Genomic DNA, 12,727 nt, shown 5'->3' on the forward strand with positions numbered 1-12,727 from the left:
ACACCTGCGGCAGCGCCGCGACCGGGCCAGGTTGGAGGGGCTCGACGACAGGTTGCTGCGGGACGTCGGCCTGCGCCGCGAGGGCACCAGGGCCGGCATCGACTTCGTCCCCCTGTCCTCGGCCGATCCGCGCGGATCGTCGCGACGCCCCGCATCGTCGTGAGGACGGCCGAAGCCGGCATGACGCCGACGCGTTGCGGTTTCGCTGCACTGCAACGCTGCCGTCGACTGGCCATGATCCGGCCGTGATCCTGCCGCCGTCCCGGGTGCTGCTCGCCGATGCTTCCGGCACGCCCGGGCGGTGTTTCCCCGTTGCATCACGTCGCCGCTATCTTGCTGCCAAGCGCGGCGATTGGTTTACGAAGCGTATCCGTGCCCCGCCTTCGCCACATTCCGCCCGAAGCTAGGCTTTGAGCGCGGCCGTTCCGGTCCGCTCGGCCAATGCACGAGAGGGGCCTGCATGACGCGGAACCGGACTTTCCCCATCACCGCCGCCCTCGCGGCCCTCGCCGCGGCGCCGCATCTCGGCGGCTGCAGCCTGGTCCCCCACGGGATCGAGACGACGGGAAGCCTTCCGGACCGCAAGCAGCTCGCCGCCGTCACGCCCGCCGACCGGGACTGCCTTGCCCGGGCGATGTATTTCGAGTCCAACCGCTCGAGCGAGGAGGGCCTGCTCGCGGTCGGCACCGTGGTGATGAACCGGCTCGAATCGCCCACCTACCCGAACTCGATCTGCGGCGTCGTCGGCCAGAAGCGCCAGTTCGCCGCCGGCGTGCTGCACAAGCCGATGCGGGACCGCGAGCGCGAGAAGGCCCAGCAGGTCGCCGACGCGATCCTGGCCGGCGAGCGCCACGAGAAGGTCGGCGGCGCGATGTTCTTCCACACCGCCGGCTACACCTTCTCCTACCGCAACATGCACTATGTGGCCCTCGCCGGCGGCAACGCCTTCTACGAGAAGCGCCCGTGGTACGACCGCAAGGGCGCGACGCCGCGCCAGTCCCTCGCCCGCGTCCAGCTCGCCCAGGCCGCTCAAGGCCACGTATCCCAGGACCGGCTCTCGTCCGCCGGCGGCGCCCGCTGGACCGCGCAGGCGACCCGCAGCGCCGTCCGCGCCGCGCAGCAGACCCCGCTCGCCGAGCTCGGCCCCGCCCGCAACGTCTGCCGCGTCGCCGCCGCCGAGACCGGCCGCAGCCCGGGCTGAGGCCCGCCCCCGCGGACGACGCCCCTCCACCTCCCAAGGCCGGCTCTCAAGTCCGGCGCGGAACGCAACGGCTCCGCTGCGGTTTGAGTCTCCCACGGATGACCGGGGAGGACGACGTGGCGGCAGGCGATCTTGCGGCGGGAGCCGGAACGGCGCGGGATGCCAGGTCCGGCGTGGTGCGCACCGACGTGCCGGCGCGGATGGACCGGCTGCCCTGGAGCCGCTTCCACCTGATCCTGGTGATCGCCCTCGGCGTCACCTGGGTGCTCGACGGGCTCGAGGTCACCATCGTCGGGGCGATCGGCCCCGTGCTGCAGGACAAGCGGGCGCTCGGCTTCACCCTCCAGGAGATCGGCGCCTCGGCCTCGTTCTACGTCGTCGGCGCGGTGGTCGGCGCCCTGGTCTTCGGCTGGCTCACCGACCGGTTCGGCCGCCGCCTCGTCTTCTACGCCACCCTGCTGATCTATGTCGGCGGCGTCATCGCCAGCGCGCTCGCCTGGGATTTCTGGAGCTTCGCGCTCTTCCGCCTCGTCACCGGGCTCGGCATCGGCGGCGAATACGCGGCGATCAACTCGGCCATCGACGAGCTGATCCCGGCCAAGTACCGCGGCCGGGTCGACCTCATCGTCAACGGCAGCTTCTGGCTCGGCGCTGCCGCGGGCGCGGGCGCCGCGCTGCTCCTCCTCGACCCCAACCTCCTCGACCCGGATTTCGGCTGGCGCCTCGGCTTCGGCATCGGCGGCGTGCTCGGCCTCGGCATCCTGTTCCTGCGCCGCCACGTCCCCGAGAGCCCGCGCTGGCTCGTCACCCACGGCCGCGAGGAGGAGGCCGAGCGCACGGTGGCGGAGATCGAGCGCCGGATCGAGGCCGAGACCGGCAAAACGCTCCCGAAGGCGGAGGGCATCCTGGAGGTGCACCCCAAGAAGAGCTTCGGCTTCGGCGAGATCTTCGATTCGATGGTGCACAAGCACCGCGGCCGCAGCGTCCTCGCCCTGGTGCTGATGGTGGCCCAGGCCTTCCTGTTCAACGCGGTGTTCTTCACCTACGGGCTGGTGCTCGCGAAGTTCTACGGCGTGCCGGAGAACAAGGCCGGCATCTTCCTGGTGCCGCTCGCCATCGGCAACTTCCTGGGCCCGCTGCTGCTCGGCCACTTCTTCGACACGATCGGCCGGCGCCGGATGATCGCCGGCACCTTCGGCTTGAGCGGGCTCCTGCTGCTCGCCACCGCGGTCGCGTTCGGCCTCGACCTGTTCACCGCCTGGACCCAGACCTTCGCCTGGATCGCGATCTTCTTCGTCGCCTCGGCCGCCGCCAGTTCCGCCTACCTCACGGCGAGCGAGATCTTTCCCCTCGAGACCCGGGCGCTCGCCATCGCGGTGTTCTACGCCCTCGGCACGGGTGCGGGCGGCGTGATGGCCCCCTGGCTGTTCACCCGCCTGATCGAATCCGGCCAGCACTGGGCGCTGGCCGGCGGCTATGTCGGGGCGGCGGCACTCCTGGTGATCGCCGCCGTGACGGAGTGGCGGCTCGGGGTCGATGCGGAGGGCAAGTCCCTGGAGAGCATCGCCGATCCGTTGTCGAAGGCGGGGTGAGGGACGAGGCGGTCCGCCTCCCTCGTCCATGCCGCGCGGGTTCGGGACGGGCACCGGTCGCGATCGTCCGGGAGCCTGGCCCGGTCGCCGGATCCGTCCCTGCCGATGACGACCCAGGGCGTCCGCGATGGAGACCCGCCGCGCAGGCGTCGACCGGGTTTCAGTGCAGGGCCGGCCGCTCCGCCTCGGCCGGCGGCACCACCGTGTCGAGCAGGGCCTCGCGGATGCGGGCGAGGCGCAGCTCCGCCGCCTCGCGGGCGGCCTCGGCGGCGGCGGTGGCGCGCTGGGCCTCGGCCAGGCGCGCCTCCAGGCGGCGCACCGCGGCCCGCTCGGCCGACAGCAGGGCCTCGGCCGCCCCGACCCGGGCCTCCGCCTCGGCGGCCGCATCCCGCGCCTCGACGATCACGACGTTCGCCGCCGCGGCGGCATGACCGGCCTCGGCGGCGGCGTGATTTGCCTCGGCGGCAACTTGATTTGCCTCGGCGGCAGCCTGGTTCGCCTCGTCGGCAGCCTGCTCCGCCGCGGCGGCCTTGTGCCGGGCATCCTCGGCCTCGGTCGCGGCGGCCTGCAGGGCGTCCTCGACGCGCACGAGCAGGGCGCCGACCTCGCGGCCGAGCCGGTCGGCCCGGGCCTCGGCGGCGGTGGCGCGGGCGGTCGAGGCGCGCACCTGCTCGGTCGCGCGCCGCAGCAGGGCCAGGATGGTGCCGGTGTCGATCGGGGTGGCCATGGGATCCGGGAAGCGGTCGGCGATTCCCTCAAGGGGGGCCCGCCTGCGCGCCGCGGTCAAGGACTATTGCGCCGCTTGCTCGCCCACGGCCGCATTCCTCCGTGTCCTGCGGCGCGGGTGCGTCACCCTACCCCCGCCCCGTGGGGCCGCACCCCTGCGACGGATGCGCCCGGAGGGTATGCGGGGCGGGAACCCAACCTGCCGCCGATCGATGCTCCCGGGGACTATCCGCGATGGATGCGGGGAGTATGCCCGCCAGGCTCCGGGGGAGACCCCGGCGAGACAAGGTGCCGTGCCCATGTTCATGAGGATCGACCGTCTGCAGGCCGAGCTGCCGCAGCCCAAGAGGCCCGACCCGAATGCCGCCGCCGCCCTGCAGGAGCTGCTCGGCGGCAAGTACGGCGAGATGTCGACGCTCGGCAACTACATGTTCCAGAGCTTCAACTTTCGCGACAAGTCCAAGCTGCGCCCGTTCTACAGCCTGGTCTCGAGCATCTTCGCGGAGGAACTCGGCCACGTCGAGCTGGTCTCGACCGGCGTGGCGATGCTCAATAACGGCCCGGGCGACCCGACGCCGGACGTCGACGTGTCGAAGGCGCCCTTCCACGACATGCAGGACATCCGGCTCGCCGGCAGCTTCCTCAGCAACGGCGGCGGCGCGATGCCGATGAACTCGAACGCCGCGTCGTGGAACATGGACATGGTCACCACGACCGGAAACATCATCATCGACCTGCTGCACAACTTCCATCTGGAATGCGGCGCGCGGCTGCACAAGCTCCGGGTCTACGAGACCCTGAAGGACCCGACCGGGCGCGAGGTCTGCGGCTACCTGCTGGTGCGCGGCTCGGTCCATGCCCACGCCTACGCCCTGGCGCTCAAGAAGCTGACGGGCGTGGCGATCGAGCAGATGCTGCCGACCCCCAACATCAACCTCGACCGCATCCCGGAATGCCAGAAGTACCTGCAGGAGGGCAGCCACCGCCGGCTCTACACCTTCTCGCAGGATTATCCCGAAGCGGCCGGTGTGTGGTCGAACGACGAGGTGGCGCTGCCGGGCGACCCGCCGGGGAACCTCGAAGTGGTCGACGGCGCGCCCGAGGGCGGCAAGATCCCGGAGCTCGACGGCAATTACGGCGCCTTCGCGCCGAACTACAAGCCGGAGGAGATCTTCGAGATCGCCAGCAAGCTCTACAAGAAGAGCCGCTGACGATTCCGGCCGGGGCCGGTCAGTCCGGCCCCGCGCCCGCGACGGCCGCGTCGAGGGTATCGAGCACCTCCGCCATGGCCGGGCGCGCCGCCGGATCGGGCCCGGTGCAGGCCTCGACCAGCCCGTCGAGGCCTGATTCGGCGAGCGGGGCGTGGCGGCCCAGCTCCTGGAGCAGGAGCCCGAAGGCCCGCACGTCGAGCCGCTGCAGGATGGCACCCTCCCGGCCCGCGGGCAGGGCGGAGGCCGCCCCGAGGTCGCTCAGCACCGCCGCGCCGTCATGCCCGTCCCACAGCACGTTGTGGGCGTAGAGGTCGCCGTGGCCGAAGCCGCTCGCATGCAGGTGGGCGGCGCCTGCCGCCACCCCGCGGGCGAGGCGCAAGGCCGCCGCCCGGGTCAGGCGCAAGGCGGGATCGTAGACGTCGCGGCTGCAGCTCGCGAGGCTCGGCGGACCGGCCAGCACCCGCCAGCCCGGCGGCAGGAGCGGCATCAGCAGGCCCTGAACGCCGTCCGGGTGGTCGGCGAGGCGGCCGAGGCCGCCGGTCAGGTGCGGATGGGCACCGGCCGCCAGGCAGGCCGCCATCTCGCGCTCGGGCAGGCCGTCGCTGGTCATCGCCCCCTTGAACAGCTTGAGGGCGACCGCGCGTTCCGCACCGACGCCCCCCGGCCGCCACCCCGTCCGCATCACCCGGCCCGAGGCGCCCTCGCCCAGGAGCGGACCGACGGACAGGTCGTTCCAGGCGACCGGCTCCGCCGCGACCGGTCCCGGGGCGGCGCGATCCTCGAACGGGTTGCCGGCCCAGGACAGCCAGGCGAGGCGGGGCAGGGCGGTGAGGCAGCCCGGCAAGGCCGCGAAGCGGTTGGCGGCGATGCGCAGCAGTTCGAGGTTCTCCGCCCCGCTCAAGGAATCCGGCAGGGATTCCAGGCGGTTGCCCGCCAGCATCAGCTTCTGCAGGCGTGGCCGCTCGCCGAGGGCCCGGGGCAGCGCCGCGATGCGGTTGTCGGTGAGGGTGAGCCAGCGCAGGTCCGGGCTCAAGGATTCCGCCGGCACCTCGACGAGGCCGGCGGCGCGAAAGCCGACCTGGCTCAGGGCCGAGCAGTCGCCCAGCACCGGCGGCAGGCGGGTGAAGCGGTTGCCCGAGCAGAAGAGGACCCGCAGGCGGCGCATCCGGCCGAACTCGGCGGGCAGTTCGGTCAGGGCGTGCCCGCCGAGGTCGAGGAGTTCGAGGCTGTCGGCGAGGCCGAGGATCTCGGGCGGCAGCGCGGTCAGCCGCCCCTCCGGCCCGCCGGGGAGCCGCAATTCCCGGATGCCGGCGAGGTCGCCCCGGCGTAGGGCAGCGAGGCGCGCGGCGGTCTCGGGCGGCAGGCCCGTCGCCGCGTGCGGGTCCGTCCCGGCGCTCATGCGCGCAGGGGCCGGTTGGGGTCGGGCCGGTTGGGGTTCGCCCGGTCGGGTCTCGGCATCCTCGATCTCCCGGCGGCCCTCGCTTGCGCCGCCCGGCGCCGGTGGTTGCCGGGAAACGCCGCCGGATCAAGAGGCGGGCGAGACCGGCTCGGCGGGACCGGCTTCAGTACGGGTAGCCGTAATAGTAGGCCGGCGGGGCCGCACGCTCATACTCCACCGGCGGGCGGCCGTAGGTGCGCAGGTAGGGGTCGTAGCGCGGCTGCCGGAAATTGCCGTTGTTGACCCCGGCCGAGCGGTCGTTGCCGTTCAAGGCGGCGTAGGGCGACAGGCCGCTGCCGGAATCGCTGTTGCGGGCGAGCGCCGCAGCCGTCGTCCCGAGAACGAGGGCGGCCGCGACCGTGGCCTGGATCGTGAGGGCACGCATGGATGGCGTCCTGCCGTATTCGCTGACCGGGCGAAACGGCCGGCGCATCGGCGGCGTTCCAGCCCGCCGGCGCGGCCTTTCGGCGCCCGCAAGTCGGCGCCCGCAAGTCGGCGCCCTGCTCAGCGCCCCGCGCGCAGCGAGGCGGTGCGGTGCTGCTGCACCGGGCCCCGGGAGAGGTGATCGATCGCCCCGTCCTACCGCCGGCGCAGGGCCCTGGGGGCCTCTTCCGCGTCACGCCGCATCGAGACGGAGAATTCGAACCCACCGACCTCGGTGGCGCCGATCCGGCTCGGCACGAACGGAAACAGCCCGAGCCCGGTCGCGCCCGCGACGAGGCCGAGAAAACGCTCGGGGGAAACGCACGGGCGTGAACACCCAGCCATGGTGGACGTGCACGACGGCAGATCGGCTCAAGGCAGGCTGCAGCAGCCACCGGCCAACGAGGTTCTAGCCCTGAAACGACGAAGGCGACCCCAAGGTCGCCTATCGTAAACCTCTGCCGGTGCAGAGTTATTTTTGGTCGGAGCGAGAGGATTCGAACCTCCGACCCCTAGTCCCCCAGATAAGTCCTAGCGACTGAAAAAAAACAATAATTTTGCAAAACGGCGGCGATCGTCCTCACTGAAAACGAAGCGAAAAAGAAGGGGAATGCAAAACGGATGGCGAGCGTTCGTGGTTCGTTTAGAGGTTGCGGTATGGTAATTTCTGACTCGCTCACCATCCCCGACACCGTCCTCGCCTGGTCCCGCGGCCTTGCCAGCCTCTCCCCGGGCGTCGTCCCGTGCCGCGGCCTCCGGCCCGACGAGTGGCGCGAGACACACCGGCGCTGCAGCGAGTTCGTCGAGCGGTGGGGGATGCAGGCGCACGCGGCGGAGTGGGACACGCTGCGGCTGTTCGGGGTCCACCCGGAACTCGGCACGATCCGCGGGGACTACAGCGGCATCCTCGTGACGCTCTCGGTCGACGTCCACGAGGTGACGCCCGAATGGATCAAGCTCGGGAGGTGGACCGCCTACCGGCACGAGCCCGTGAAGATGCCGGGCATGATCCCGATCTGGGAGACCAAGCGATGACCGGCGGCGAGGCCTACAAGCAGAAGCTCCTCACCGACGACGCGCTCAACGCGGCGGTCGCGGCCTACCTCGCGGACCCGTCGGCGCCGACGGTGCTCGAGGTCGGGCCGGGCCGCATCGACGTCGTCGCGGCCGTCTTGGCGCACCAGTGGTCGACCGACGAGATTACGGTGGAGGATGCGACGCCGGCCCGGCGGACGGTCAAGACCGCGGTGCTGGTTGTGTCGATCGGATGAGCGCCGCGGCATACCTCGCCCTCGTCACCACTCTGGTCGCTCTCTGCGCCTGGGTCGCGGTGGCGCGGGAGAGGCGGGCGGCGCAGCGGATGGACGAGAGGAGGCGATGACGCCGAGTGAAGAGCGCATTTCCGCTTTCACGCGCGGTCGCTCGCGCCCCGGCTGAGTGAGTCGCCCGATTTGCCATCTGATTAGAACCGCATCAGGTTATCGGCAGACACCGGCTTCCACAGCCCAGAGATCTGCCGATGCGCCTCTATGAGCTGGCTTAGCTCTACCGCCGGCTGCACAGGGAAGTCGTAGAACTCATATTGCCTCTCGGCGACCGGCACGAGATCGTGATATGGGAACGCCTTACTGTCGAAGATCCCGAATAGCGGCATCACGATCGTCTCGGCATCCGACAGCCATGCGGCCAGCCATGCGAACGTGCTGACGCTCAGGATGATGTTCCGTGCCTTCCTGATGGTCTGGAAGTCGGCGACCGGCCCTTGGCTGGGGTGGAAGACGGCATCAGGGAACCGGCGGCGCAGCTCGTCAACGTAGACGTTATCGCTGATCTGTCCCATAAAAACGGGCCGGAGCCGCTTTTCGCGGATCACCTCCTCATAGAAGTCCACCGGGACGACCGGGTAGCCCGGGTGAACGCCGGTCATCACCTCACCGCCGCGGACCGGGCAGACGATGTGGTCGGCATCATATGCCTTGCCGATACTGTCGTCTTGGTGGAATAGAGCGCGGCATATATCCTTTTGCGGGAAATTATCGAGCCTCTGACCGTAGCCATGCCAATTGAAATAATCGAATACACCGGCATTGGCGAGATACTGGATGCGAACGAACTCAACGTGCTGCTCGGGAGAGAGGTCGCATTTCCGTTTATATCTCTGAGCGTCAACGTGCGGATGAGAGATGTCCCAATCGGGCATGTTGAAGCCTGACAGGATGATGTGTGGTAGCATCGACCTGAGCTTGATACCGACCATATATTGCATCATCAGGTTTGCATGATGCGTGGGAACGGCCTTGTTAAACACAGGCATCGTCACCGATCTGGTGGGCGCCATTCACTGCCCCCTGCCGTCAATTCATCCTGCGATTGGCTCCTGTGACCACGGCTCAGCGGTCATGTCAACGGCGAGGTAGGCAGGCGCAGACATGAAAAAGCCCCGCTCGGCGGCTGCCGGCGGGGCTGAAGGCGTCTCGGGGAGGCGGAGGCTATGGGTGCCGGGACCGGCCCTGCACGTCCTGCTCCCGCTCAATGCGCTCTAGGATCTCGGTCTGCTTCCGTGCCTCCTCGCGCATGATCCTCACGCACTCGGCGATCCGGCGCTGAAGCTCGACGCACTCGCGCAGAATGTCCCGCATCTCCCGAGTCATGTCCGTGAAGGCCACCGCACCCTGGAGGTGTAGGGCGCCATCCGGCGCGGCGAGCGTCGCCCCGGCCGGCGCGGCTGGCGCAGCTGCCGCGTCCTTCGCCTTGTCGGCCTTGAACATCAGCTTCAGCCCGGCGATCACGATCAGCGCGCCCAGGGCGGCTTGCAGCACCGGGAAGCCGGCTAGGCTGTCGTAGATCTGCTTCAGGAACCCGGCCTCAAGCATCGGTCGCCTCTCCCTTGTGCGCCCGCGGCTTGGGCGTCAGCACAAGGCCGCTTGCGGCGGCCGAGGCTTTCAGGTCCTCGATCTGGCCCTCGAGGGTGTCCTTGCGCCGCACGGCGTCACGCCGGGCGATGTAGCAGGACAGCAGCTCGAACATCGTCAGGGTGCCGAAGACCGGGATGTTGAGCGAGGGGGAGTTGGCGTGGAAGGCGTCGAGGAACAGCGCAAGGGTGAGCTGCCCCCAGACCACGGCGCTGAACAGCGCGCACCAGGCGCGGATGTAGGCCCCCGAGGGGAAGACCCGGCCGTTGTTGATGTGGCCGTTCATGTAGAGGGCGAAGGCCCGGGCGATGCCGACCACGGCATAGAAGGTCGCCATGTTCTCCTCGGTGGCACCGAGGGCGGCGATCGGGCGGAGGGCCGCGCGCTCGAGGGTGTCACCCGGCATCGCGAGGGTGAGGGCGATCATGATCATCATGACCGCCATCGACCACTCGAACAGGCGCTCTGAGCTGTAGGGCCCGGCCGGATGGCTGGAGTCGGCCTCGAAGAGGGGCATCAGCGCCTCCCCCAGCCGCAGGCGGCGACGCCCTTGGCATTGTGCGCCCGGACCTGCCGGCGGGTCTCCGGCGTGTCCCGGCTCGAATACGTGATGGGGCGGGCGACCTCGCACCAGCGTGCCGCGTCGACCTTGATCTCAGGCGAGATGCAGGTCAGCTGCGCGACGATGAAGGCGAACCCCGTGCAGGTCAGCGTCATGTCCCATCCCTCCGAAGAAACGGATCAGCTGGGTCCTCCGGCGCGGCGGCCGCGGCATCGCCCGCCGCCTGGGCGGCGGCTTCCTGGCGTTCGGCCTCGCGCCGGCTGTCCTCGGCCTGTGTCTTGGCGCCGAGGTCGCGCAGGGCAGCCTCCGCCCGGCGGCGTGCCGCATAGTCGTTCGCGGCTCGCGCCAGGAACGAGATGATGGCCGACAGCCACCAGGGGAGGCCGAGCATCAGCCGGTGACCACCTTGGGGCCGGACGCCTCGGCGATGTGCGTGGAGGTGGTGACGATCTGGGCCACCTGCGGCACCGCCGCGGCGGACTGCACCAGGGCGGTGTTGCGGCGGGCGTAGAGGCCCCAGGCGGTGACGGCGATCGTCACGATGGCGCCGGTCACGGCGGTGGCGGTGTCGGCGTCGATCCAGCCGCGGCCCACGGCGATGCCGCCGCCGAACTGCAGGAGGGTGCGCAGGAGCGCGGCAAGCTGTTCCTGGTTCATGGTCGTGTCCTGAGATGCGGTGCTCGGCTGGCCCGGCCGGCGCGGGTCGAATCGCCCGGAGATTCCGGGAGGTTGGTCAGGCGGCGATCGGCTTGCCGCAGGTCGGACACTTGGCGCGGTCGGCCGGTGCCGCGGGCTCGGCTGCCATGGCGAGCGCCGCCTTGCGCACCTCCTCCACCCGCCGGGCCCAGCCCTTCCCGAACCGCGGCCAGGTCGACAGCGCCCGCAGGAAGGCCAGCCGCCCGTCGCACAGGGCGTCGATCAGGTCCGCCGGCTTGTGCTTTGCGACAGCCGCCAGGGTGAGCGGCCCCAGCGCGCCGTCGTCGGCGACCTCGAGCGCCCGCTGCAGCCCGATCACAGCGCGCTTGGGCCCGCTGTTCACCGCGAAATCGAACAGCGCGTAGCCCAGGCCTGCCGGCAGCGCGTCGCCCTGGATCTTGTCCCAGAACCGCTGCCGGTAGATCGGCGCCACGGTCGCGACGGTGAGGGCCTTCACCTCCGCCTTCGTCGCCGGCCGGCCGAGCCACAGGCTCAGCGTGCCGATCGTCACCCCGAGGTTCGTCGCACCCCCCGGGTCGGCCGGGTCGTCGGACCATCCGCCCTCGTGGGCCAGGACGAGCGGCATCGCCCGCTCGAACGTCGTCGCGGTCATCGGGATCTCCAGATTGTCAGAAGGTGAGCGGTTTGCCGTTGATCCAGCAGGACACCGAACGACGGCGCGGGGCGCTACTGTGCCCGACCGATTTCCTGCCAGTATTCGCCGGTATAGGTGAGCGTCAGGGACGACCCTTGCGAGGTCACGAACGGCACCCCGCCCCGCAGGTGAATGCGGGCATTGTTGGCGATCGTGCTGTTGGCGTTCTGTCCGATGATCGTGATCTGACGGCCAGCCTCGGCGTTGGTGAAGTCCGTATAGGTCACGGCCGCTCCATCCGCTGCAAGGAAAAACCGCTGGAACCAGGCGCCGACGTTGACACTGCCACCGCCAGACAGCGGGATAAACCATTGATCATTTCCGGCTTGAACCGGGTTGTTGTTTCGGCTGATTGTGCTAAGGCCAACCCTTTTCTGCCATCCCTGAGCCGTACCAACCGCATTATTGTCAAATACCGTATTCGTTGTTGCGATATTGCCGAAATCAAAAATCCAATCCATGCGATAGAAGCGATTGCCGGATATCGTGTTGCCGTCGCCGCCCGTCGCATCGACGCCGATCGCGGCCCCTCCTGCGGCACCGCCTCCGGCATAGCCGTACAATGTATTGCCTCTGATGATGTTGTCGCTTGCGTAGTATGTCGTTGCGCCGTTCACGTAAGCGCCAAGATAGATACCGCGCCAATCTTGGGATGATCCGGTCCATTTGTAGAGCAGATTGCTCGTAATGAAGCCCTGTTGAGCGCCGTAAATCACAATGGCTGTCGAGAATGTATTGAAATGATTGTTCGAAATGAAGAAGCCGGGATGACCCTTGGCATCGGGCCAAACGATGCCCTGATCAACGGCGACGCCCGTGTTGTCCGTCCAGTGCAGCCCTTCGCAATCGCCGCTTACGTAGCCTACGTAGCGCGCGAAGAACACGTTGACGCCGGAGATTTTGCCATCCGAACAGCCACCGCCACTCTCGCCCGTGATGCTGATCGCGGCGCCCATATTAGCGTCCGGGAAAGATGTGGCGCCGCCGACATCCTTGCCGCGGACATGGATACCGTGAAAATCGAAACCCCAGATATTATAGGCGTCGATCCCCTTACCCCAATACGTGGAGTTGTTGCCGACGCCGGCAATCTCGACGTTTGTGATGCGCGGGCCCTTGAAGATGTTCGAGAGAGCATTCGCGTAACGGAGGCTGATCGCGGCGTTGCCGGCGGTCTGATCGACGGAGGTCGTCAGCGTCAGCCCGTCGATCGTGATCGGTCGCAGCGCGTCGCCCGGCGACAGGGAGATGCCGGCCGCGCCCGCCGCCGCCGAGGTGAACACGACCTGACTGACGCCCGGCCCGTCGCCC

Annotated in this window: 16 protein-coding genes; 5 read left to right on the top strand and 11 right to left on the bottom strand. The window is 69.3% G+C overall.

Going from position 1 to position 12,727, the window contains the following annotated elements:
- Positions 1–460 precede the first annotated feature (460 nt).
- Together QR78_RS21400 and QR78_RS21405 are read left to right on the top strand one after the other, a co-directional pair.
- Complete coding sequence (locus QR78_RS21400) at positions 461–1,201, top strand: cell wall hydrolase (RefSeq protein ID WP_048429588.1); 741 nt, start codon at positions 461–463, stop codon at positions 1,199–1,201.
- A 200-nt stretch (positions 1,202–1,401) separates the two neighbouring features.
- Positions 1,402–2,793: an MFS transporter gene (locus tag QR78_RS21405; protein ID WP_082171579.1), complete on the top strand. Its 1,392-nt coding sequence runs from the start codon at positions 1,402–1,404 to the stop codon at positions 2,791–2,793.
- A 160-nt stretch (positions 2,794–2,953) separates the two neighbouring features.
- Here QR78_RS21405 and QR78_RS35055 read toward each other — a convergent pair whose 3' ends face one another.
- Positions 2,954–3,520 (bottom strand): hypothetical protein, encoded by a 567-nt coding sequence (locus tag QR78_RS35055; protein ID WP_053221027.1) that lies wholly within the window; start codon positions 3,518–3,520, stop codon positions 2,954–2,956.
- 298 nt (positions 3,521–3,818) lie between these two features.
- Here QR78_RS35055 and QR78_RS21415 point away from each other — a divergent pair, with 298 nt between their 5' ends.
- Positions 3,819–4,730, top strand: a complete 912-nt coding sequence (locus tag QR78_RS21415; protein ID WP_048429590.1) for a manganese catalase family protein — start codon at positions 3,819–3,821, stop codon at positions 4,728–4,730.
- A 19-nt stretch (positions 4,731–4,749) separates the two neighbouring features.
- Here QR78_RS21415 and QR78_RS21420 read toward each other — a convergent pair whose 3' ends face one another.
- Positions 4,750–6,129, bottom strand: coding sequence for a leucine-rich repeat-containing protein kinase family protein (locus QR78_RS21420; protein WP_048429591.1), 1,380 nt, complete (start codon positions 6,127–6,129; stop codon positions 4,750–4,752).
- Between the two features lie 163 nt (positions 6,130–6,292).
- Entirely contained in the window at positions 6,293–6,553 is a 261-nt protein-coding gene (locus QR78_RS21425) for a hypothetical protein (protein WP_048429592.1), read from the bottom strand.
- Positions 6,554–7,248: 695 nt separating this feature from the next.
- On the opposite strand from QR78_RS21425, the gene QR78_RS21435 reads away from it, so the two are divergent.
- The gene (locus QR78_RS21435) at positions 7,249–7,626 is read left to right on the top strand and encodes a hypothetical protein (RefSeq protein WP_048429594.1); all 378 of its coding nucleotides are present in this window, start codon (positions 7,249–7,251) and stop codon (positions 7,624–7,626) included.
- Entirely contained in the window at positions 7,623–7,862 is a 240-nt protein-coding gene (locus QR78_RS21440; protein WP_048429595.1) for a hypothetical protein, read from the top strand. The genes QR78_RS21435 and QR78_RS21440 overlap by 4 nt, the downstream gene beginning before the upstream one ends.
- A gap of 191 nt (positions 7,863–8,053) precedes the next feature.
- Here the strand turns inward: QR78_RS21440 and QR78_RS21445 are convergent, their stop codons facing one another.
- The 8 genes from QR78_RS21445 to QR78_RS35060 all read right to left on the bottom strand — a co-directional run.
- On the bottom strand, positions 8,054–8,929 hold the full coding sequence (locus tag QR78_RS21445) for an O-fucosyltransferase family protein (RefSeq protein WP_048429596.1): 876 nt from the start codon (positions 8,927–8,929) through the stop codon (positions 8,054–8,056).
- Positions 8,930–9,080: 151 nt separating this feature from the next.
- Positions 9,081–9,464, bottom strand: a complete 384-nt coding sequence (locus tag QR78_RS21450; RefSeq protein ID WP_048429597.1) for a hypothetical protein — start codon at positions 9,462–9,464, stop codon at positions 9,081–9,083.
- Complete coding sequence (locus QR78_RS21455; RefSeq protein WP_244276294.1) at positions 9,457–10,020, bottom strand: hypothetical protein; 564 nt, start codon at positions 10,018–10,020, stop codon at positions 9,457–9,459. Before QR78_RS21455 ends, QR78_RS21450 begins: the two co-directional genes overlap by 8 nt.
- Complete coding sequence (locus QR78_RS21460; RefSeq protein WP_244276292.1) at positions 10,020–10,220, bottom strand: hypothetical protein; 201 nt, start codon at positions 10,218–10,220, stop codon at positions 10,020–10,022. Before QR78_RS21460 ends, QR78_RS21455 begins: the two co-directional genes overlap by 1 nt.
- Positions 10,217–10,456: a hypothetical protein gene (locus tag QR78_RS21465; protein WP_048429598.1), complete on the bottom strand. Its 240-nt coding sequence runs from the start codon at positions 10,454–10,456 to the stop codon at positions 10,217–10,219. Before QR78_RS21465 ends, QR78_RS21460 begins: the two co-directional genes overlap by 4 nt.
- Positions 10,456–10,722, bottom strand: coding sequence for a Pam3-gp28 family putative phage holin (locus QR78_RS21470; RefSeq protein WP_053221028.1), 267 nt, complete (start codon positions 10,720–10,722; stop codon positions 10,456–10,458). Before QR78_RS21470 ends, QR78_RS21465 begins: the two co-directional genes overlap by 1 nt.
- A gap of 76 nt (positions 10,723–10,798) precedes the next feature.
- Complete coding sequence (locus QR78_RS21475) at positions 10,799–11,374, bottom strand: glycoside hydrolase family 108 protein (RefSeq protein WP_053221029.1); 576 nt, start codon at positions 11,372–11,374, stop codon at positions 10,799–10,801.
- Between the two features lie 74 nt (positions 11,375–11,448).
- On the bottom strand, positions 11,449–12,727 hold a 1,279-nt coding region (locus QR78_RS35060; RefSeq protein WP_158004061.1), incomplete at its 5' end, for a right-handed parallel beta-helix repeat-containing protein.

The organism is Methylobacterium indicum, assembly GCF_001043895.1.
GTDB lineage: Bacteria > Pseudomonadota > Alphaproteobacteria > Rhizobiales > Beijerinckiaceae > Methylobacterium > Methylobacterium indicum.

Excerpts from the sequence above, each read along its gene's own strand:
- QR78_RS21435 (WP_048429594.1), top strand. The coding sequence starts at position 7,249 with ATGGTAATTTCTGACTCGCTCACCATCCCCGACACCGTCCTCGCCTGG.
- QR78_RS21405 (WP_082171579.1), top strand. The coding sequence starts at position 1,402 with ATGGACCGGCTGCCCTGGAGCCGCTTCCACCTGATCCTGGTGATCGCC.
- QR78_RS21475 (WP_053221029.1), bottom strand. The coding sequence starts at position 11,374 with ATGACCGCGACGACGTTCGAGCGGGCGATGCCGCTCGTCCTGGCCCAC.
- QR78_RS21470 (WP_053221028.1), bottom strand. The coding sequence starts at position 10,722 with ATGAACCAGGAACAGCTTGCCGCGCTCCTGCGCACCCTCCTGCAGTTC.
- QR78_RS21425 (WP_048429592.1), bottom strand. The coding sequence starts at position 6,553 with ATGCGTGCCCTCACGATCCAGGCCACGGTCGCGGCCGCCCTCGTTCTC.
- QR78_RS21450 (WP_048429597.1), bottom strand. The coding sequence starts at position 9,464 with ATGCTTGAGGCCGGGTTCCTGAAGCAGATCTACGACAGCCTAGCCGGC.
- QR78_RS21460 (WP_244276292.1), bottom strand. The coding sequence starts at position 10,220 with ATGACGCTGACCTGCACGGGGTTCGCCTTCATCGTCGCGCAGCTGACC.
- QR78_RS21400 (WP_048429588.1), top strand. The coding sequence starts at position 461 with ATGACGCGGAACCGGACTTTCCCCATCACCGCCGCCCTCGCGGCCCTC.
- QR78_RS21465 (WP_048429598.1), bottom strand. The coding sequence starts at position 10,456 with ATGCTCGGCCTCCCCTGGTGGCTGTCGGCCATCATCTCGTTCCTGGCG.
- QR78_RS21415 (WP_048429590.1), top strand. The coding sequence starts at position 3,819 with ATGTTCATGAGGATCGACCGTCTGCAGGCCGAGCTGCCGCAGCCCAAG.
- QR78_RS21420 (WP_048429591.1), bottom strand. The coding sequence starts at position 6,129 with ATGAGCGCCGGGACGGACCCGCACGCGGCGACGGGCCTGCCGCCCGAG.
- QR78_RS21440 (WP_048429595.1), top strand. The coding sequence starts at position 7,623 with ATGACCGGCGGCGAGGCCTACAAGCAGAAGCTCCTCACCGACGACGCG.
- QR78_RS21455 (WP_244276294.1), bottom strand. The coding sequence starts at position 10,020 with ATGCCCCTCTTCGAGGCCGACTCCAGCCATCCGGCCGGGCCCTACAGC.
- QR78_RS21445 (WP_048429596.1), bottom strand. The coding sequence starts at position 8,929 with ATGGCGCCCACCAGATCGGTGACGATGCCTGTGTTTAACAAGGCCGTT.
- QR78_RS35055 (WP_053221027.1), bottom strand. The coding sequence starts at position 3,520 with ATGGCCACCCCGATCGACACCGGCACCATCCTGGCCCTGCTGCGGCGC.